General features: G+C 61.9%; 19 protein-coding genes and 1 riboswitch. Of the genes, 9 read left to right on the top strand and 10 right to left on the bottom strand.

Translation table 11 applies throughout. The features are described 5' to 3' along the window. Positions 1-25: 25 nt before the first annotated feature. Positions 26-207: riboswitch (cobalamin riboswitch) on the top strand. A gap of 55 nt (positions 208-262) precedes the next feature. From CHB75_RS07170 to CHB75_RS07130, 9 genes are all read left to right on the top strand, one after another. After that, positions 263-940, top strand: a complete 678-nt coding sequence (locus CHB75_RS07170; RefSeq protein ID WP_089269864.1) for an energy-coupling factor ABC transporter permease — start codon at positions 263-265, stop codon at positions 938-940. A gap of 62 nt (positions 941-1,002) precedes the next feature. Continuing rightward, positions 1,003-1,740, top strand: coding sequence for a precorrin-6A synthase (deacetylating) (cobF, locus tag CHB75_RS07165; RefSeq protein ID WP_089270020.1), 738 nt, complete (start codon positions 1,003-1,005; stop codon positions 1,738-1,740). A 298-nt stretch (positions 1,741-2,038) separates the two neighbouring features. After that, positions 2,039-3,037, top strand: coding sequence for an iron-siderophore ABC transporter substrate-binding protein (locus CHB75_RS07160; RefSeq protein ID WP_245840772.1), 999 nt, complete (start codon positions 2,039-2,041; stop codon positions 3,035-3,037). After that, entirely contained in the window at positions 3,034-4,017 is a 984-nt protein-coding gene (locus CHB75_RS07155) for a FecCD family ABC transporter permease (RefSeq protein ID WP_089269863.1), read from the top strand. The genes CHB75_RS07160 and CHB75_RS07155 overlap by 4 nt, the downstream gene beginning before the upstream one ends. Further along, a complete protein-coding gene (locus CHB75_RS07150) occupies positions 4,014-4,991 on the top strand; it encodes a FecCD family ABC transporter permease (RefSeq protein WP_089269862.1) in 978 nt (325 codons plus the stop codon). The genes CHB75_RS07155 and CHB75_RS07150 overlap by 4 nt, the downstream gene beginning before the upstream one ends. Further along, the gene (locus CHB75_RS07145; protein WP_089269861.1) at positions 4,988-5,758 is read left to right on the top strand and encodes an ABC transporter ATP-binding protein; all 771 of its coding nucleotides are present in this window, start codon (positions 4,988-4,990) and stop codon (positions 5,756-5,758) included. Before CHB75_RS07150 ends, CHB75_RS07145 begins: the two co-directional genes overlap by 4 nt. 14 nt (positions 5,759-5,772) lie before the next feature. After that, positions 5,773-6,825, top strand: coding sequence for a siderophore-interacting protein (locus CHB75_RS07140; RefSeq protein ID WP_089269860.1), 1,053 nt, complete (start codon positions 5,773-5,775; stop codon positions 6,823-6,825). A 111-nt stretch (positions 6,826-6,936) separates the two neighbouring features. Beyond that, the gene (locus CHB75_RS07135) at positions 6,937-7,815 is read left to right on the top strand and encodes a helix-turn-helix domain-containing protein (RefSeq protein WP_089269859.1); all 879 of its coding nucleotides are present in this window, start codon (positions 6,937-6,939) and stop codon (positions 7,813-7,815) included. Between the two features lie 71 nt (positions 7,816-7,886). Further along, positions 7,887-10,022 (top strand): TonB-dependent siderophore receptor, encoded by a 2,136-nt coding sequence (locus CHB75_RS07130; protein ID WP_245840769.1) that lies wholly within the window; start codon positions 7,887-7,889, stop codon positions 10,020-10,022. Between the two features lie 99 nt (positions 10,023-10,121). On the opposite strand, the gene CHB75_RS07125 is transcribed toward CHB75_RS07130, so the two are convergent. From CHB75_RS07125 to CHB75_RS07080, 10 genes are all read right to left on the bottom strand, one after another. Further along, positions 10,122-11,546 (bottom strand): gamma-aminobutyraldehyde dehydrogenase, encoded by a 1,425-nt coding sequence (locus CHB75_RS07125; RefSeq protein WP_089269858.1) that lies wholly within the window; start codon positions 11,544-11,546, stop codon positions 10,122-10,124. A 31-nt stretch (positions 11,547-11,577) separates the two neighbouring features. Continuing rightward, positions 11,578-12,384 (bottom strand): ABC transporter permease, encoded by an 807-nt coding sequence (locus CHB75_RS07120; protein WP_089269857.1) that lies wholly within the window; start codon positions 12,382-12,384, stop codon positions 11,578-11,580. Then, positions 12,374-13,315, bottom strand: coding sequence for an ABC transporter permease (locus tag CHB75_RS07115; protein ID WP_089269856.1), 942 nt, complete (start codon positions 13,313-13,315; stop codon positions 12,374-12,376). Before CHB75_RS07115 ends, CHB75_RS07120 begins: the two co-directional genes overlap by 11 nt. Continuing rightward, positions 13,312-14,295: an ABC transporter ATP-binding protein gene (locus CHB75_RS07110; RefSeq protein WP_089269855.1), complete on the bottom strand. Its 984-nt coding sequence runs from the start codon at positions 14,293-14,295 to the stop codon at positions 13,312-13,314. The genes CHB75_RS07115 and CHB75_RS07110 overlap by 4 nt, the downstream gene beginning before the upstream one ends. Positions 14,296-14,351: 56 nt before the next feature. Then, positions 14,352-15,512, bottom strand: coding sequence for an ABC transporter substrate-binding protein (locus tag CHB75_RS07105; RefSeq protein WP_089269854.1), 1,161 nt, complete (start codon positions 15,510-15,512; stop codon positions 14,352-14,354). Between the two features lie 126 nt (positions 15,513-15,638). After that, on the bottom strand, positions 15,639-16,547 hold the full coding sequence (locus tag CHB75_RS07100; RefSeq protein WP_089269853.1) for a LysR family transcriptional regulator: 909 nt from the start codon (positions 16,545-16,547) through the stop codon (positions 15,639-15,641). A 94-nt stretch (positions 16,548-16,641) separates the two neighbouring features. Further along, entirely contained in the window at positions 16,642-17,670 is a 1,029-nt protein-coding gene (locus CHB75_RS07095; protein ID WP_089269852.1) for a histone deacetylase family protein, read from the bottom strand. Further along, positions 17,667-18,149, bottom strand: a complete 483-nt coding sequence (locus CHB75_RS07090) for a GNAT family N-acetyltransferase (RefSeq protein ID WP_089269851.1) — start codon at positions 18,147-18,149, stop codon at positions 17,667-17,669. The genes CHB75_RS07095 and CHB75_RS07090 overlap by 4 nt, the downstream gene beginning before the upstream one ends. Positions 18,150-18,152: 3 nt before the next feature. Beyond that, the gene (gene kce / locus CHB75_RS07085) at positions 18,153-19,079 is read right to left on the bottom strand and encodes a 3,5-dioxohexanoate:acetyl-CoA acetone transferase (protein ID WP_089269850.1); all 927 of its coding nucleotides are present in this window, start codon (positions 19,077-19,079) and stop codon (positions 18,153-18,155) included. A 9-nt stretch (positions 19,080-19,088) separates the two neighbouring features. After that, entirely contained in the window at positions 19,089-20,426 is a 1,338-nt protein-coding gene (locus tag CHB75_RS07080; RefSeq protein WP_089269849.1) for an aminotransferase family protein, read from the bottom strand. Positions 20,427-20,438 lie beyond the last annotated feature (12 nt).

Below are 20,438 nucleotides of genomic sequence, written 5' to 3'. Positions count from 1 at the left end.
TTGCCTTTGCGACACGGGGGGAACTGCCGTAGTGTCAGCGCACGGTGTCACATCGTGTGATTTAAAAGGGAACCGGGTGAAATCCCCGGACTGCCCCCGCAACTGTAAGCGGCGAGCGCAAAGGTTGAACCACTGGCCAAACGGCTGGGAAGGTCCGGCGCGCAGCGACCCGCAAGTCAGGAGACCTGCCGTACCACGCAAGGCGCAAGCCTTTACTATTTCCATATCCGCCGGAGGGGCGGAAACACAAAGGACCTGAACCATGCATATCGAACCGGGTGTCGTTGACGGCGCAAAAATGGTGTTCGCCTATGGCACTGCTGCTGCGGCGGCTGCCTATTCTGTCAAACTGATCACTGCTGATCTGGCACGCAGCAACATCGCCGCCTTTGCAGCGCGCACCGTGCTGGCAACTGTCGGCGTCTTCGTCTTTTTCGAGCTTCTGCCGCATTTCGCCGTCGGTATCTCCGAGGTGCACCTGATCCTTGGCACGACGCTGTTTCTGCTGCTGGGGGCTGCGCCGTCTTCGATCGGGCTGGCGCTGGGTCTGCTGGTGCAGGGGATGTTCTTTTCCCCGACCGATCTGCCGATGTTCTTTGTCAACGTGACCACGCTGCTGGTGCCGCTGTTCGCAATTGACGCACTGGCCCGCCGCGTCATCCCGCAGGATCGTGCCTATGTGGATCTGGCCTACAGTGACGTTTTGAAGATGTCCGCCGCTTATCAGGGTGGCGTGGTTGCATGGGTCGCGTTCTGGGCTTTCTACGGTCAGGGTTTTGGCGCGGCCAACCTCAGCGCCGTCGGAACCTTTGGTGCGGCCTACATGATGGTCGTCCTGATCGAGCCGATTGCCGATCTGGCAGTTCTGGCCGGTGCCAAGACGCTGCGCGATGGTGGTCTGCGCGGGCTGTTCACCCAACGGCTGTATAACGCCGCCTGATCTGGTGCCGTTCAATCACTCCGGGTCCAGCGATGGGCCCGGATTTTTTGTGGAATAACGACATGATTCAGGACCTGTGGCTGATCGGAATCGGGACGGGCAGCCCCGCCCATGTCACCTGCGAAGGGATGCAGGCGCTGCGCGAGGCGGCTGTCATCCTTGTGCCGCAGAAGGGCACAGGCAAGGACGATCTGGCCGAGCTGCGCCACCGCATTATCACCGCCAGCGGCACGACGGCGCGTGTCATAGGGTTTGACTATCCGGTGCGCGATCCGGAGTTGCCCTATCTTGAACGGGTCGAGGCCTGGCATGACGAAATTGCGCGGCGGTGGCAGGCTGCGTTGGACGGAGCAGCCCAAGCCGGGCCGGTGGCACTGCTGGTTTGGGGCGATCCGTCGCTGTATGACAGCACCATCCGCATTGCCGCGCGCCTTGATCCGCGTCCGGCTGTCCGCGTGGTGCCGGGCATCACGGCCATTCAGGCGCTGACCGCGGCACATGCCATCCCGCTGAATACGGTCAACGGTGCGGTCGAAATCACCACTGGCCGCCGCTTGCGGGATCACGGCTGGCCTGCCGGGGCGGAAACGGTTGTGGTGATGCTGGACGGTGAGTGTAGTTTTCAAAACCTTGACCCAACGGGCATGACGATCTGGTGGGGGGCCTTTCTGGGTATGCCAGAGCAGATTCTGCATCATGGGGATCTGGCCGGGGTGTCAGACCGGATCATCGCCACGCGTCTGGCTGCCCGTGCCGAACATGGCTGGATCATGGACATCTATCTGCTGCGCAAGGCGTAGACGTAGGCAGGGTGACCGCGCCGGAACGCGACATCAAGGACAGGCTGGTCTGATAGCGTGAAAACCGCGTGTGGCACGGCCTGTTCCGCGTGGCGATACGCGATTTGTCGGCGCTTGTTTTCTGGGGGGCTTTCCACTATCTAGCCGCAGATAAGGCAGCCATATTTGACCGTGGGTTCCCTCGTCGGTCAAATTCGCCACCGGAAATCTCTTCTTCATGACGTGTTGGCCGACCGCCAGTGCCGAGCAGGCGGCGTGCGGGATCACGGACCAATACTTCTGGATGGCGCCTACCCCGATGAACAACGCCCCGATGACCCGCCGCACCTTTTTAGGCAGCGCATGTGCCACGCTGGCGGCACCGCCATTGCTGGCGGGGGCAGGGCTGCGATTTGTGCATCCTTATGGCGAAACCGTGCTGAGCGGACCGGCGCGTCGGGTGGTTTCGATCGGGTACAGCACACAGGACCCGCTGCTGGCGCTGGGGGTCGTGCCCGTTGGCATCCGGTACTGGTTTGGCGATTTTCCCCATGGTGTCTGGCCTTGGGCGCAGGGTCATCTGGGATCAGCGGCACCCGTGCTGATCACCGGCGAAGTGTCGATGGAAACCGTGGCAGGGCTGGCCCCCGACCTGATCGTTGCCATCGGATCGGGTATATCGCAGGCCGAATATGAACTGCTGTCCCGGATCGCGCCGGTTCTGATGCAAAGTCCGGAATACTCGACCTATGGCAGCCCATGGCAGGACACCACCCGACGCATCGGTCAGGCGGTGGGCAAATCCGAACTGGCCGAAACGCTGATCGCCGAGGTTGGTGATACGTTTGCAGGCCTGCGCGCCCGTCATCCCGACTGGGGCGGGCGCACGGCCGCCGCCGCCTGGCAGAGCGGAGGCGAAACCGGTGCGTTCCTGCAGAGCGACAACCGGGCGCAGTTTCTGTCTGAACTGGGTTTCCGCCCGACTGAGGGATTGGCCCGCGCTGGCGCCTCAAACGGTTTTTACACCACCCTGTCGCCCGAGGATCTTTCGCCGCTTGATGCGGACCTTTTGGTCTGGGTGTCGGCCTATGATCAGGTGCCCGATATCGTGAACCTTGCCATGCGGCGCACGCTGGTCGCGCATCGTGCCGGGCGCGAGGTTTTTGCCGGGTCGCTGGTCGCCGGGGCGCTATCATTCGGAAGCGTGTTGTCGCTGCCCTATGCGCTGGAACAGCTTGAGGATGACATCGCGGCGGCGCTGGACGGTGATCCGCACACGCCGGTTGCCTCCGCTGTCACGGCGGGGCTTGCACCATGAAGTGGGCGGGGCTTGTTTCGCTGCTGGTTCTGGTGATGGGCCTGTCGCTGACCGTGGGCGTGCGCGATCTGACGTTGGCCGACTATGTCACGGCCATCACAGCGTTTGATCCGTATGATCCCGCCCATGTGACGTTGATGTCGATCCGTCTGCCGCGTCTTCTGGCGGCCCTGATTGCAGGCGGTGCGCTTGGCATGGCGGGCAGCATGATGCAGGCGCTGACCCGCAATCCGCTGGCTGACCCCGGTCTGCTGGGGGTCAACGCGGGGGCTGCCTTTGCCCTTATACTGGGCACGACGCTTTTGGGGCGGGCGGATCAGTCCACGATTGCCATGCTGGCCTTTCCGGGGGCTGCGGCGGCGTCTGCGGCGGTCTTTGCGCTGGGGGGCGGTCTGCGCGGCGATGCCGGGCCGGTGCGGCTGACGTTGGCCGGTGCCGCGCTGAACGCGCTGTTGCTGTCGCTGGTGACGGCGGTCGCCCTGATCCGGCAGGATTCGCTGGATATCCTGCGGTTCTGGGTTGCCGGGTCGCTGTCGCAGGCCGCCGCGAGGCCGCTGTTTGAAATGGCCATTGCGGCCGCGATCGGCGGGGGGATGGCATGGGCGCTGGCCCTGCGGCTAGAGGCGCTGTCGCTGGGATCGGCGCTGGCGCGCGGGCTGGGTACCCGGCCCGGGCTTGTGCAGGCCGCGACGCTGGTCGCTGTGACGCTGACCACCGGGGCGGCGGTGGCGGTGGCCGGTCCGATCGCGTTCCTGGGTCTTATGGTGCCGCCAGTTGCGCGCCGCGTGGCCGGTCATTCGCTAAGGGCGGAACTGCTGGCCTCGGCCATTCTGGGCGGCGGTCTGCTACTGCTGGCGGACACGCTGGGCCGTCTGATCCTGGCCCCTGCCGAAGTGCGCGCGGGCATCATGGTCGCGCTGCTGGGGGCGCCGGTGTTCATCTGGATCGCCCGCAGTCTGCGCCCGGGGGCGACGACATGAGACGCGGCATTTTCCTGTCCCTGATGCTGATCGCATCGATCCTTGTGGCCCTGATGGTCGGGCAGGTCGATATCGGCGTGGCGGATCTGTGGCAGGGACTGATCACCGGTGAAGGCCCCGGGGCGCTGCTACTGGGCACGATCCGCGGGCCGCGCGTCGCCACCGCCGTGGGGGCGGGCGCGGTTCTGGGCCTGTCCGGCGCGATCTTTCAGACGCTGTTTCGAAACCCGTTGGCCGCGCCTGATATCATGGGCTTTACCGCCGGGGCGGGGCTGGCCGTGGTGGCCGCCATCGCAATGGGACTGGCACTGCCGATGCCGCTGGTCGCGTCACTGGGTGGGTTGGTGGCGGCCGTTCTGGTGGCGCTGTTTTCGTGGCGGCGCGATGCGGCGACGCCGCCTTTGACGCTGATCCTTGTCGGGCTTGGCGTCGGTTTTGCCGCGTCCGCGCTGACCACGTTCCTGATGACATTTCTGCCAACTGTCGCGGCGGGCGAGGCGCAGCGCTGGATGACCGGGTCGCTTGCCGCGCGGGACTGGGGCCATGTGGCGCAGGTCTGGGGGCTGGGGGTGATCCTTGGGCTTTTGACGCTGGGGCAGGTTCAGTCGCTGACGGTGCTGGAGCTGGGTGCGGACCTTGCCGCCGGGCTGGGGCTGAATGTGGAACGTGCGCGTTGGGGGCTGGCGGGGACGGGTGTGCTTTTGGCGGCTGTCGGGGTTGCTGTGGCGGGGCCGATCCCCTTTGTGGCGCTGATGGCGGGGCCGTTCAGTTCGCGTTTCACCGGGGCAAGGACACTGGGGGGACGGCTTGCCGCCGCCGCCGCTGCGGGTGCGCTGATCACCGTGCTGGGCGATCTGGCAGCCCGCGCCGCCGTACCCGGCATTCAACTGCCGGTTGGCGTGATGACCGGCCTGATCGGCGCGCCATATCTGCTGTGGCGGCTGTCACGCGAAATGGAAAGGGGAGAGCTATGAGCCTGAGGGCCGAAGCGCTGACGCTGGGTTACCGGGACCGCGCCATAATCGAGGCGCTGGATCTTGACCTGCCGCGTGGCGGGATGACAACCATCCTTGGCCCGAACGGCTGTGGCAAATCCACCCTGCTGCGGGCGTTGGCCCGGCTTATCAAACCGCGTGGCGGGCGGGTGACACTGGACGGGCGCGATATTCATGCGCTGCCGAGCCGTGGGCTTGCCCGGGAAATGGCGATCCTGCCGCAGTCGCCTCTGGCGCCGGACGGGATCACCGTCGGTGATCTGGTCAAGCGGGGCAGGACCCCCTGGCGCGGTTTCCTTGCACCGTGGAACGACGAAGATGCCGATGCCTGCGCGGACGCGCTGGCGGCTGTGGGGCTGAGCGATCTGGCAGATCGACCGCTACAGGAACTGTCCGGCGGGCAGCGGCAAAGGGCATGGATCGCACTGGTGCTGGCGCAGCGCACACCGCTTTTGCTGCTGGACGAACCGACGACCTATCTGGACCTTGTGCACCAGCTTGAGGTGCTGTCCCTGTTGCGGCAGCGCAACCGTGACACCGGCCTGACCGTCATTTCGGTGTTGCACGACCTGAACCTTGCTGCCCGGTTTTCCGATCACCTTGTCCTGCTGGGCCCGGATGGCATTGTGGCGACAGGCAGCCCGCAGAACGTGCTGCACCCTGATCGGCTGATGCAAGCCTTTGGCCTGCGGGCGCAGGTCATGCCGGATCCGGTCACGGGATCACCGATGGTTATTCCCCTGTAAGAGGTAGAAGTGAAATGAACGAGCTGTCTTGCCGGTTTTCCAGAACCTCTGTGACCCGATTTAATGGCCCCATCGCGGATGGATTTCTGGCCGGTTGCGTCGCGCATCTACAGGAATTCGACCTTCCCGTGACCGTGACGCATATTGGCGTTATGGTTGAGCTGCCGATGGCACAAACGACGGTAGACTGCGACGGGCCGGGCTTTTGTGTCACTCTCTGCGCGAGGGATGATGTCGCGCTGCATCAGGCGCGCGAAAACCTTTTGTACATGATCGACCGTGTGCAGCCCGGGATTTCGCAGCATCTGCGTTGGAGCGGTGATATCGCCCGAACCGGGGCACCGCCGAACTTTTATGGTGCCGAAGTGGTGACGGTTCGGCAGCTAGGGCCACGGTTTCTGCGGGTGGAACTGGACTGCGCAGGGACGGCGGCGCTGGCAGCGGGGCCGGGCATGCATTTTTCGCTGCTGCTGGCACCTGACGGTCGCGCGCCGGTCTGGCCACGGATCAATGGAAATGGACGGACCGTCTGGCCCGCCGGTGACGATTGCCTGCATCGTGCCGTCTATACCTTTGTCGATTTGGATCCTGTGGCAGGGCGGTTCACCTTTGACGTCTTTGAACATGACGGCGGACGGACAACCGATTGGGCCAGAACGGCGCGCCCCGGCGCAGCTGTCGGCATCATGGGGCCGGGGGGCGGCGATATGCCCGTTGGTGATGACCTGCTGATCGCAGGGGATGAAACGGCTTTGCCCGCTATTTCCCGTATTCTGGGCCAGTCCGATCCCACACGCCGGGGCAGGGCCATTATCGAGGTTGCTGACGAAACCTCGGTTTCCCTGATTCCGGCACCAGAGGGGGTTTCGATCACCTGGGTCCTGCGAGACCGGGGTGAAACGCTGTGGGATCATCTGAGCGACGCCGACCTGCCCGGGGCGGGTGGCAATGGGTTTGTCTGGGTCGCCGCCGAAAGGGATGTGGCGCGTCGGGCCAAAAGCCATTTTCGCGAAACGCTGGGTCAACCCGCCGACCGGTCATATTTTTCGGCATATTGGATCCGGTGAGGCCGCAAAATAGCCGGGAATTCGGGGCATGTCGTTGACAAAACGTCCGGGCCGGGCCAACAAGCGGCAGCCAGCGAGATCGCCCAGCCAATTGGACCAGAGGGCGTTTCCATGTCATTTCATCCAAGGATGTTTACGTCTGTAAGGGGGTTTGAGCCGCTTTGCGATGTGCGCTGTCTGGCGTTTGACCAGATGACGATTGATTACTGGCGTGTCCGTGGCCGGGCGCGGGCCGGGGGCCATTATGTTTCGATGCACCCCCGTCTGGTCTTTGTTCTGGACGACCGCCGTCTGGGCCTGACTGCGGATAAGGCCGCGGCGCCGCTGGCCTGCGCGTGCTGCTATATCCCCGGTGGGATGGAGGTCTGGGGCAGGGTCGAGCAACCGGGCGAATTGCGCCATCTGGATCTGCACCTGTCCCACCGCAGGCTACAGGCGCTGATCGGGCCGAACACCCCGCTGGATAAGCCGATCTTTCTGACCGAGTGGGATGATCTGGCGGGGCTGACCAACCTGCTGGTCGAAGAGGCGCAGCACCCGCGCAGGTCCAGGGCGCATATTGAACGGCTGGCCGAGACGCTGATCCTTGAGCTATTTCATCAGGCCGGTTCCGCCGACCAGTCGGATGACCCACATGAAACACGTCTGAAACAGCTTGGCCTTTACGTGCGGCGCAATATGGAGCACCGCATTTCCGTTGGTGATCTGGCCACGGTTACAGGCATGTCACGTACCAACTTTACCCGGATCTTCCGCGAAACTTCAGGACAATCCCCCTATCAGTGGGTGATGGAAATGAAGATCGGCCATGCAAAGAATCTGCTGCAACAGGGCATGCCCTTTGTGGAAGTGGCGAGTGCCACTGGCTTTTCCGATCAGGCGCATTTCAACCGGATGTTCAAAGCCGCGACCGGTCTTGCGCCCGGCTCTTGGATAAAACAACAAGATTCCGATCAATTTGGTTCAATTTTACAAGACATTCATACCTGACGAAATCTATCAGTCATTGGATTCTCTCCCTCTGCTGGCTATGCCCGGCGGTGCCTTCTAAGGACGCCCCAATGAAAACAACTTACAATTCCGCCGCGATCGGAAAACTGACACTGACAGGCATTCTGCTGATGTCTGTAGCCCCTTGCGCGATGGCGCAGACGAATGACGAACCCTTCGAACTGGAAGCGATCGTTCTGCAGTATCAGGAAGACGCCACCGGCCCGGTGAACGGCGATCCGAACCCGCCCACGGTGACCGGTTCCAAAGTGCCGCTGCTGGTCAGCGAAATCCCGCAATCCGTATCCGTACTGGGGCGCGAGGATATCGACCGTTTCAAATCCGACCGGGTGAGCGAGGCGCTGCGCTATACCGCCGGTGTGTCGTCCGATGTTTTCGGCGATGACAACGATTACGACTGGCTGCGGATCCGTGGTTTTCAGGCGGACCAGACCGGGATCTACCTCGACAATGCGCAGAACCTGGCCTTTGCCTTCGGGTCGTTCTTTATTGATCCCTACACGCTTGGCCGGATCGAAGTGTTGCGCGGGCCGTCTTCGTCCCTTTACGGCGGATCGAACCCCGGGGGTATCGTCAATTACGTTTCCAAACGTCCCGGTGGTGAGGTTCGTGAACTGACGGTCGGTCTGAATGATGCCACCGGCGGCTGGGTCGAACTGGACTACGGCGACGACCTTGGCGAAGGCCGGTCCTACCGTGTGACCGGGCGGATCGAAGCCGGCGACAAATACGACGACATGAACCACGGCGTACGCGGTACGCTGGCGCCGTCCTTCAAGTTCTCAACCGATGGCGGCACCGACGTTACCCTGTTGGCCAACATCCATTACGCCGACGAACAGCACAACGGCAGCACCTTCCTGCCCTATTATGGCACGGTAAAGTCGACGTCCGAGTTCGGCTATATCGACCCCGATGCCAACTTTTCCGACTCTGACTGGGACAGCTATTCGCGCAAGCAGGCGTCTGTCAGCGCGATCGTAGAACGCGAATTGGCGAATGGTTTTACCTTTACCGGCATCGGTCGCCTCGGCGTCGCCCATGTAGAGGAAAGCTTTTATTATCCCTACGGCTACACGGGATATTCGACCACGCCGGTAGATGCCGACGGCACGCTGAGCTTGGTCGCGTTTGAACATGACACGCTGGTGCGCACCGCACAGACCGATTTGCGGCTATATGGCACCGTGGACAGCGGCGCAGTTTCGCATGACCTGCTGTTCGGGCTGGACGCGCGGTACTACTGGGTGGATGAAACGCAGGCCTCGGGGTTTGGGACCAATTCGGTTGTGAACCCGTCCAATCCCGGCACCCCGGTTCTGGACGCGCCCTATCAGGATGCGATCACCACACAAAAGCAGATTGGTCTGTATTTTCAGGACCAGATGCGCTTTGGCGGCGGCTGGATCGCCACCGCGAACCTGCGCCACGATCTTGTCTGGACGGAACAGGACGGTTCGGGCGCGTTTGCGCGTGACGACAGCGAGACCTCTTATCGTGTTGCAGTGGCGTATGAGACTGCGGGCGGGATGACGCCCTATGCCTCTTTCTCGAGCTTCTTCAACCCGCTGATCACGTCTCCGTCCAGTGGCGTGACAGAGCCGGAAACCGGGCACCAGGTTGAACTGGGCGTCAAATGGGCACCGCAGGGCAGCAATTTCTCTCTTGCTGCGGCAGCGTTCCAGATCAGACAGGAAAACGTTCTGACCGGTGCATGGCCGACATTCGCGCAGCTGGGCGAAGTCCGTTCGCGCGGGTTTGAAGTTGAGGGCCAGTATGACTTTGGCAATGGCCTGAGCATGAAGGGTGCCGCGACCTTCCTGGATGTGGAAGTGACGAAAGACAGCAACGAAGCCCTGATTGGCAATGCACCGACGATGAACCCGGGCAAGGAAATTTCGCTTTTTGCGAACTATGCGTTTGCGGGCGAACTGGACGGTCTGTCGCTGGGTCTGGGTGCCCGTCATCGTGGCGAAAGCTATGCCGATGCGGCCAACACGCTGAGGGTGCCCAGCTCCACGATCTATGATCTGGCCGCCAGCTACGAATTCCGCAACGGGATGGAAGGCAATCTGAGCGTCACGAACCTTGCCGATGAGCGCTATGTGACCGGGTGTCAGACGGCCTATGTCTGCTCCTACGGCTCAGGTCGGGAAATCAGCGTCTCGATCACTTCGCACTTCTGATATCCCTCACACAGCAGTGGCCGCCCCGATGGGCGGCCACTTTACCGATGGATCTGCGCCAGCCCGGGTTGTTCGGGCTGGCGCAGTTATTTCCGGGGATCAGTGGGCGATCATCACGTGGCGGACGGCGGTGTAGTCCTCCAGCGCGTACATCGACATGTCCTTGCCATAGCCGGACTGTTTCATCCCGCCGTGGGGCATTTCGTTGACCAGCATGAAATGCGTGTTCACCCATGTGCAGCCGTAACGCATACGACCCGACACATCCAACGCCCGGCCAACATCCTGCGTCCAGATCGACGACGCCAGACCATAATCGCTGTCATTGGCCCATGTGACGGCCTCTTCGGTGTCGGTAAAGCGTGTGACCGACACGACGGGGCCAAAGACTTCGCGTTGCACGATTTCATCCGATTGCAGCGCGCCCGCGATGACCGTGGGCTGATAGTAGAATCCGTTCCCGCCGTGCAGATTACCGCCCGTGGTGATTTCCATATGCTTGTGTTCACGGGTGCGTTCCACAAAGCTGGCAACGCGGTCACGCTGGCGCAGGGAAATCAGCGGTGGGATTTCGTTCAGCGTGTCATCGGCATTGTCATAGACGATGTCGGACACGGCAGAGGACAGTTCTGCCACCAGTTTTTCATAGATCTTCGGACCGGCATAGATCCGGCAGGCGGCGGTGCAGTCCTGACCGGCGTTGTAATAGCCAAAGGCCTTCAAACCTTCGACGACGCGGCCCAGATCGGCATCGTCGAACACGATCACCGGTGCCTTTCCGCCCAGTTCCAGATGCGTCCGCTTGACCGTTTTAGACGCGGCCTGCAGTACCTTTTTGCCCGTCGCCACATCGCCGGTGATCGAAACCATATCCACATCGGGGTGGCTGATCAGGGTGTTGCCGACACTGGCACCCTGACCGACGACGACGTTCACCACGCCTTCGGGCAGGATATCGGCCATCAGCCGGGCAAGTTTCATGGCCGTCAGCGGGGTCTGTTCGGAGGGTTTCAGCACCACCGTGTTGCCCCCGGCCAGTGCCGGTGCCAGTTTCCAGGCCATCATCATCAACGGATAGTTCCACGGCGCGATGGATGCCACGACCCCGATCGGATCGCGGCGCACCATCGAAGTATGCCCGGCCATGTATTCCCCCGCCGCAGAGGTATGCATGTTGCGCACGGCCCCCGCGAAGTAGCGGAAGCAATCTGCCACGGCAGGGATTTCGTCATTGCGCACCGCATCGATCGGCTTGCCGCAGTTCAGCGCCTCAAGCTGGGCAAGCTCTTCGAGGTTGGCCTCGATCACATCGGCAATTGCCAGCAGCTTGATCGACCGTTCTGCGGGCGTGGTGCGTGACCATCCCGCAAAAGCGGCCCGTGCAGCCGCGACCGCGCGGTCGATCTGGCCGGTGTTCGCCTCTGGCAGTTTCAGGATCAGTTCGCCCGTGCGCGGGTTCAGAACGGTTTCTTCGGTGTCGGTGCCAGCCTCAAAAGACGCGCCGATCAGCATATTGGTTTCCATCAAGACTCTCCCAGTTGGTTATTTGCACAGGTTATTTCCCCTGACCGGCTACCGTGTCGGTGCCCCGTGTCAGGGTGTAGGCGGCAAGGACCGGCAGGAATGTGACCAGCACGACGACCATGGCGACGACATTGGTCACGGGGCGTTCGCGCGGGCGGACAAGTTCCTCGAGCATCCAGATCGGCAGGGTTTGCTGTTGTCCGGCGGTAAAGGTGGTTACGATGACCTCGTCGAACGACAGGGCAAAGGCCAGCATTCCGCCCGCCAGCAGCGCGGTCGAGATATTGGGCAGAATGATATACCGAAATGTCTGGAAACTGTTCGCGCCCAGATCCATAGAGGCCTCGACCAGACTGCCCGACACCCGCCGGAACCGCGCCACCGCATTGTTGTAGACCACCACGACGCAAAAGGTCGCGTGCCCCAGAACGATGGTCCAGAAACTGAACGGGATATCCGCGAGGTTGAACGCGGACCGCAGGGCGATACCCGTGATGATCCCGGGCAGGGCGATTGGCAGGATCACCAGCAGGGAAATCGCCTCGCGTCCGAAAAACCGTGTGCGGCTGACCGCAGCGGCGCAAAGCGTGCCCAGCACCAGCGCGATGATGGTGGAAATGCTGGCGACTTGCAGCGACAGGCCAAGTGCCTCCCAGACATCGGGGCGCGCCCAGGTCACGGCGAACCATTTGAGGGTGAAGCCAGGGGGCGGCCATTGGTAGGATTTATCCTCGGTCGTGAAGGCATAGACAAAGATCAGCAGGATCGGCAGGTGCATGAAGGCAAGGCCGAACCCGGCTGCGATCTTGAGGCCAAGAGGCGCGCGGTCAGAGTGCATCAAACGCCCCCTGACGTTTTGCGACCCAGAGATAAACGGCCATCAAAAGGATCGGCACAACCGCAAAGGCGGCGGCCAGCGGGATGTTTCCGGCCGTGCCCTGATAGGCATAGACCGCCTGACCGATGAAACGGCGGGACGACCCGACGATCTGTGGAATGATGTAGTCACCCAGCGTCAGCGAAAACGTAAAGATCGACCCGGCGATCACCCCGGGCAGGGCGAGTGGTAACAGCACGTGGCGAAAGGTCTGTGCCGGGCGCGCGCCCAGGTCGCCGGACGCCTCGATCATGGTATGTGGCACCCGTTCAAGCGAGGCCTGAATAGGAAGGATCATGAAGGGGATCCAGACATAGAGGAACACCAGAAACGTGCCGGTCGCACTGACCGAAAGGGAATTGCCCCCGATGACCGGGATCGCCAGATAGGCGTTCAGCAGCCCGCCGAGGTGCAGGGTTTCGAACAGCCAGTTCAGGATGCCTTCCTTGGCAAGGATCAGCTTCCAGGAATAGACCTTGACCAGATAGCTGGACCAGAGCGGCATCATCACACCCAGATAAAAGATCGCCTTCCATTTGCCGCGGGCATAGCGGGCGGCGTAATAGGCCACGGGAAAGCCGATGACCGCCGCCCCGATTGTCACTGCGGCGGCCATTACCACTGTGCGGATGATGATGTCGAAATTCGACGGGCGAAACAGTTCGGCATATGTTTTCAAGGTGAATTCATACTGGATGATCCCGGTGAATTCGTCGATCGAGAAAAAGCTTTGCGCCAGCAGGGCGAACAGCGATCCCAGATAGATGATCCCCAGCCACAGCGCGGGCGGCAGGATCAGCAGAAAGATCAGCAGCCCCGGCCTGCGCCACAGCGTATCTGAAAGCTGGGCCAGCGCGCCGCCCCGGCGGTTGATGAGTGCGCTGTCGCTCATGTGCGGTCCATCACATGCAGATCATCCGCGGACCAAGCCACCGTCACGGCATCGCCTGCCTTCGGGATTACCGCGCCCTTGGGCAGCAGTATCGTGAGCGGGATCTTGTCCATCTGCATGCTCACCCGCGTGGCGGCCCCCAGAAAGCTGACACTGCGCACCATTGCGCTGTGGCCCTGTTCGGCCAGAAAGACCGACTCGGGTCGGAGGGCACCATAGGCGTGTTTTCCGGTCAGTTTCGCGACAAACTCTGGTGGCAGCACGTTTGATGAGCCGACAAAATCTGCCACAAACGGCGTTTCCGGGCGGTAATAGATATCCTCGGGCGCGCCGATCTGCACGATCCGGCCCTTGTTAAAGACGGCGACACGGTCGGCCATGGACAGGGCTTCGCCCTGATCGTGGGTGACAAAGATGAAGGTGATGCCAAGGCTACGCTGCAGGGATTTCAACTCTTCCTGCATCTGTTCGCGCAGTTTCAGATCGAGCGCGCCGAGCGGCTCATCCAGCAGCAGCGCCTTTGGCTGATTGACCAGCGCCCGGGCAAGGGCGACGCGCTGGCGCTGACCACCAGAAAGCTCCGAAGGCTTGCGGTCCCCGTAGCCGCCCAGGGCCACCATTTCCAACGCGCCATCCGCCGCCTTGTGGCGCTGTGCCTTTGGCTGTCCGGCAATCATCAGCCCGTAGGCGACGTTGTCGCGCACGTTGAGGTGCGGGAACAGCGCGTAGTCCTGAAAGACCGTGTTCACGTTGCGTTTGTAGGGCGGAATGCCCTGCGCGATCTGACCGAATATCCGGATTTCCCCGGCAGTCGGGCGTTCAAAGCCGGCGATCAGGCGCAGGCTTGTCGTCTTGCCGGACCCGGATGGCCCGAGCATGGCAAAGAATTCACCCTCGGCGATGTCGAGATCGAGGGTATCGACGGCTTTCACGTCACCATAATGGCGTGAGACGCCGGAAAAGCGGATTGCTGATGTCATGGGATGTCCAGAATGTGGCCCGCCACCAGTGGCGGCGGGCTTGGGGCAGTCGGGGTTCAGCGGCCGCCAATGACGCCGATGTAATCCGAAACCCAGCGGTAATAGGGTACACAGGTCCCCTGGCTTTCGCAGGAGGACACCGGCGTGGTCCAGAACTTGATCCGGTCGAAATCGTCCATGCCGTTGGTCGTGCAGCCCTCGGCGGTCTGCATCCCGCGCCCGTCGGTGCAGGCGGCCGGAACCGCCGGGTTTGCGCCGAACCAGACCGAAAGATCGGATTGCAGGTTCGAGGCCAGCGAATGTTCCATCCACATGTAGCTGCAGTTGGGGTTTTCGGCGTCTGCATGCATCATCGTGGAATCGGCCCAACCGGTTGCGCCCTCTTCGGGGATGGTCGAGGCCACCGGTGTTTTGTCGCCCTGCAGCAGGTTTACCTGGAACGGCCAGGTGCCAGAGGCCGCCATGCCTTCGTTCTTGAAGTCGTCGATCTGGATAAAGGCGTCGTGCCAGTAGCGGCTGACCAGTTTGCGCTGCCCGCGCAGCAGATCAAGCGCCGCGGCATATTGATCCTCGTTCAACTCATAGGGCGAGGTGATGCCCAGTTCCGGCTGATGGAACATCAGATAGTTGGCCGCATCGGCGATGTGGATCGGCCCGTCATAGGCCTGCACACGGCCCTGGTTCGGCTTGCCGTCCGGAAAATCCATCGCCGTGAACACCACGTCCCAGCTTTTGGGCGCTTCGGGGAAAACGTCGGTGGAGTACATCAGAACGTTCGGCCCCCACATGTAGGGCACGCCGTAATGGGTGCCGTCCACATAATGCCAAGGGGCTTCCTTCAGCCGTTCATCCACGGTGGACCAGCTGGGGATCAGGTCGACGTTGATCGGCTGTACCCGCTTGCCCGCGACCATCCGCAGTGACGCGTCACCCGATGCCGTGACCAGATCAAAGCCGCCCTCGTTCATCAGGGCGACCATTTCATCGCTTGTATTAGCGCTCTTGATGTTGACCTTGCAGCCGGTCTTTTCCTCAAAGCCGGTGATCCAGTCGAACGCGGCATCCGTTTCGCCGCGTTCCAGATACCCGGGCCAGGCGACGATATTAACCTGACCTTCGCCTTCGCCGATTTCCGTGATCATGGTCTGTGCCGCTGTCTGGCCCGCAACCGTCAGCCCCAGCAGCAGTGCCGTGCCTGATTTCAAGATGGTCTTCATTTGCGTTCTCCCCTGAGGATGCATCTGGCATTTTTGCCTGTTATTCAGGAAAGAGTGCGGCAGGTTCGCTGCATTCGCAAATTCAATTGACAGATATGCCCTATCGGTTTTTCCGATACCGGGGCGTCATGTACTGCTGATCATCTTGTGGGCCTGCGCGACGGCGACGAATTCGCGCGCAGCGGTCGATAGTTTCGACCCTTTGCGCCAGACCAGCCCGACCTGCACCACTGGCAAAGAGCCTGAGACATCGCGGGCCTCGATCCGGTCGCCTTCAAGCGACCAGGGCCGATAGACCAGGTCAGGCAGCAAGGCGACACCGGCGCCGGTCGCGACCAGTGATCGCACCGCCTCGACCGAGCGGGTGCGAAACGCCACCTTTGGCTGCGTGCCGAGGACGGACAAAAGTTTGACCGTTTCCTGCTCCATCTCATCAATGTTCAGAATGATCAGCGGCTCATCCTTGAGATCGGACAGGCTGATGCTGTCCTGAATGGTCAGACGATGGCCCAGCGGCATCCACAACCGATAGGGCGACACATCCAGCGTTTCGGCATGGAGCGCGTGGCGTTCAGTCACGCGCGAGGTCATCATCACCGCCACATCCATTTCGCCGCCGATCAGGAGATGTTCAAGGTATTCGCCTGAATCCTCGATCGCGCTGATTTCAACCTTTGGGTTGGCGCGGCGATACTTGGCCAGAAGATCGGAAATCACATAGCCCGAGACGAGCGATGTCAGTCCAAGATGCAGTTTTCCCTGCGCGCTTTGCCCTTCGTCATCAAATGCACGCCGCGCGCCCGAGACATCGGCAAGGATGGTTGTTGCATGGCGCAGGAACTGGTGGCCCCGGTGCGTGATCCGCAGGCCGCGCGAATGACGGTCAAACAGCTTGACGCCCAGGTCGGCCTCAAGATCCTTGACGGCCTCTGTCACCGAACTTTGCGAAATAGACAGGGACTGCGCGGCCGCACTGACGGACCCGTATTCGGCCACGGCCACGAAGTAGTTGAGCTGTCGAAGGGTGAATGACACGCGCGCGGCCTATGTCGTTTGGTCAGACCAAAGACTAGTGCGCAGGCGCGGCTTTCTCAATGGCTGGTTATGGACGCGGGAAAGCCGATGCTGCTTAGCCGGAATTCTCCTGAAAACCGTTAAGGGCCGATGCGAGGTTCGCGCCAAGTTCATCGCAGAGATAACCGCCTTCCTGCACGAACAGGCACGGCAGGCCCAGCCCGGCGATAGCGGCACCTATTCTGCCAAACCCGGCCTCAGTCACCGCCAGTCCCTTGAACGGATCACCAACAAAGGCATCCAGCCCAAGTGCCACAACCACCACATCCGCGCCAAAGGCCGCGATCCGTTTCAGCGCCACATCCAGCGTCGCGAGGTAGGCGTCGTCAGCCGTGCCACGCTGCAGCGGCAGGTTCAAGTTGTAGCCCAGCCCGTCGCCCGCACCCCGTTCATGCGCCTGACCCCAGAAGAAGGGGTAGAACCGTTCAGGGTCTGCATGGATCGAAACGGTCAGGACATCGCTGCGATTATAAAAGATACCCTGCGTCCCGTTGCCGTGATGCACGTCCACATCAAGGATTGCCGGACGCAGACCCCGGGTGCGCAGCCGCTCTGCCGCGATGCCGGAATTGTTCAGAAAGCAGAATCCCCCGGCCAGATCACCAAAGGCATGGTGCCCCGGCGGGCGCGACAGGGCATAGGCACCGCGTTCACCCGCGAGGATCAGATCGGCCCCGGTGATGGCGGTCTGTGCAGACCAATAGGCGGCTTCCCAGGTGCCTTCGGCGATGGGGCAGGCAGTGTCCGCCTGATGGAACCCGGCCTGACCGACGGCGGATTTGGGGTAGCTGTCGCTGCGGTTGGCGGGGTGGATGTTGGGGATCACCTCTTCGCCGGCACCTTCGATGCGTTTCCAGCGCGTGTGGATGTTTTCAAGGAAGGTCAGGTATTCCGGCGAATGCAGCGCGGCGATCGGGCCCAGCCCCGCGTCCTGTGGGGCCTCAACGCTGCATCCGGCATCCTTGGCACCTGCCAGCAGGCGGTCGATCCGTTCGGCCTGTTCCGGGTTGGGCAGGATCGCGCCGTTGGCCATGAAGTGGCGCGGTTGGTGTTTCCACTGGCGGCCGTCGAATATGGTTTTCATGGTCTCTCTTTCAGGTTTTCCAGGGCGGGACCTGTCAGGGTCATGTTTGTTTCGTCCGGTTGCCCGGTAAACCCAAGCCGGTCATAGGCGGCGCGGGCCCCGGGATTGTCACGATAGACGGTGAGTTTCAGGAAATGCCCCGCGTTGCGTTGGGTGCCATGCTGCAGGGCACTTGCCAGCAGCCTGCGGGCCAATCCTTTGCCGCGGACGGATTCCGTGACCCAGAGATCGCTGACATAGAGGCCGGCCCCCCCGCGCATGGTGGAAAATACCGGCGCGGCCAGCACAGCCCCCATGGGACTGCCATTCCGGGTGGCCAGCAGTGCCAGACAGTCGGCCCCGGGGCCGCAAACAGCCGCTGCAAGTGTCGCCTGATCGGCTGTATATCTGTCGTTCAGATCTGTCGCCAACTGGCGCAGCGCCGCGTCCAGCAGGGGGATATCTGCAGTCCCCACCGGCGCGATGACGATACCGTCCATGTCTCAGATTCCTGTCCGGTCAGCACCCTTGAGATGCAGCATTTCACGCGCCTCGGTCGGGGTGGCCAGGGTGCGGCCCAGCTCCTCGACGATGCGGCGGATTTTGAGAACCTGTTCGGCGTTGTTCCGGGCAAGCGTCCCGCGTGAGATCATCAGGCTGTCCTCAAGCCCGACGCGGACGTGGCCGCCAAGGATCGCGGACATGGTGATCAGAGGCATCTGATGCCGACCCGCCGCCAGCACCGAAAAGGTGTAAGTGTCGCCGAACAGTTTGTCCGCGATCAGCTTCATATGGGTCAGGTTTTCCGGGTCCGGCCCCATGCCGCCCAGAACACCGAATACGAACTGGATGAACAGCGGGCCATCCACCAGCCCACGATCCACAAAATGGCGCAGCATATAAAGGTGACTGACATCGTAGCATTCGAATTCGAACCGCGCGCCGCGCTTGTCGCCCAGCTCTTGCAGGATATGGGCCATGTCGCGCGGTGTGTTCTTGAACACCAGATCGTCAGACCCTTCGAGAAAGGGCTTTTCCCAGTCGTATTTCCACTCGGTGATCCGCTCTGCCGCCGGATAAAGCGCAAAGTTCATTGTCCCCATGTTCAGCGAACACATTTCGGGCTGGGCCAGTTTCGGCGCGGCAAGCCGGTCGTCGAGCGTCATCGTGGCACTGCCGCCGGTCGAGATGTTGAGCACCGCGTCGCAGCGCTGCTTGATCTGCGGCAGGAAGGCCATGAAATGTGCCGGATCGGCCGAGGGTCGCCCGTTTTCAGGGTCGCGCGCATGCAGGTGCAGGATCGCGGCTCCCGCTTCGGCGGCGCCAATGGCATTGTCAGAAATCTGCTCCGCCGTGATGGGCAGATAGGGTGACATGGACGGGGTATGGATCGATCCCGTGATGGCGCAGGTGATGATGATCTTTGACATGTCTGTCCCTTAGGCCGCGCCGGAAAACTGCGGAATTTCCGCCATATAGCTGGCCAGCGACCGGTCGAGCCGATCGGTGATGTCATCCAGCTGTGCCTCGTCCACAATCATCGGCGGGCAGACAAGGAAGTGATCCCCCGAGGTGCCCCCGCGTGTGCGACGGGAATAGATGATCAACCCGTTATCATAGGCGATATCGACCAGCCGGGCATGGGCGTTCAGGTTGGCGGGCAGGGGGGCCTTGGTATTGCGGTCGGCCATCAGTTCGAACGCCATGAGCAGACCCTTGCCGCGCACGTCGCCGATCAGCGGATAACGCTGCATGAGGCCGCGCAGCCGTTCGGCCAGCTTATCGCCCATGCGGGCGGAATTGCCGATCAGGTCGTGTTCCTTGATCTGGTCCAGTACCGCGCAGCCTGCGGCGCAGGCCAGCGGATTGCCGGCATAGGTAAAGCCGTGGATGAACCCACCCGCACCCATCACCGCCTCGACAATATCGTCGCGGGCAATCATGGCACCAAGCGGGACATAGCCACCACCGAACCCCTTGGAGATCGAAATGAGGTCGGGCGTCACATCCCAATGCTCGGCCCCGAAAAAACGACCCGTACGCCCGCCGCCGGTCATCACTTCGTCATGGATCAGCAGCACACCGTACTGGGTGCAGATCTCGCGAATGCGCTGCATGTAGCCGGTGGGCGGCACGAGCGCCCCGGTGGATGCACCGCCGACGGGTTCCACGATAAAGGCCAGAACGGTGTCAGGGCCTTCCTCAAGGATCTTCGCCTCAAGCATATTGGCATAGTGCAACCCCGTTGCCGGGTCCTGCGGATCCAGCCCGTCCAGATAGGCGCGCGGTGCGGGCACCTTGGGCATCCGCTGCATCATCGGGTCAAAAGGTGCGGTCATGGGCGCGTAGCCGGTGATCGCCAGCGCACCCAGAGTACAACCATGATAGCTCGGGTAGCGCGAGATCACCTTGAAACGCTGCGACTGGCCTTGGGTCAGCGCATACTGCCGCGCCATTTTCAGCGTGCTTTCCACCGCTTCGGACCCGCCCGAGACAAAGAATACCTTGTTCAGCCCCTCGGGTGCCAAAGCCGCTGTCTTTGCTGCCAGCACTTCGGAGGCTTCGGTCTGGAAATGCAGCCGATAGCCGAAGGTGGATTTGTCCATCTGCGCGCGCATCGCGTCCAGAACCGCCGGATTTGAATGGCCGATGTTGCTGACCATCGCGCCGCTTGAGCCGTCGATATAGCGTTTGCCGTCCGTGTCCCACATGTAGATGCCTTCGGCACGGTCAAGCACGGGGCGGGGCGATTTCGTCTGATAGAACAGGTTTGTCATTTGGGTGCGGCT

It is taken from the genome of Puniceibacterium sediminis (genome assembly GCF_900188035.1).
GTDB classification, from domain to species: Bacteria; Pseudomonadota; Alphaproteobacteria; order Rhodobacterales; family Rhodobacteraceae; genus Puniceibacterium; species Puniceibacterium sediminis.
The sequence above is the reverse complement of the archived record's forward strand: the minus strand, read 5'-3'. Positions and strand labels throughout refer to the sequence as shown.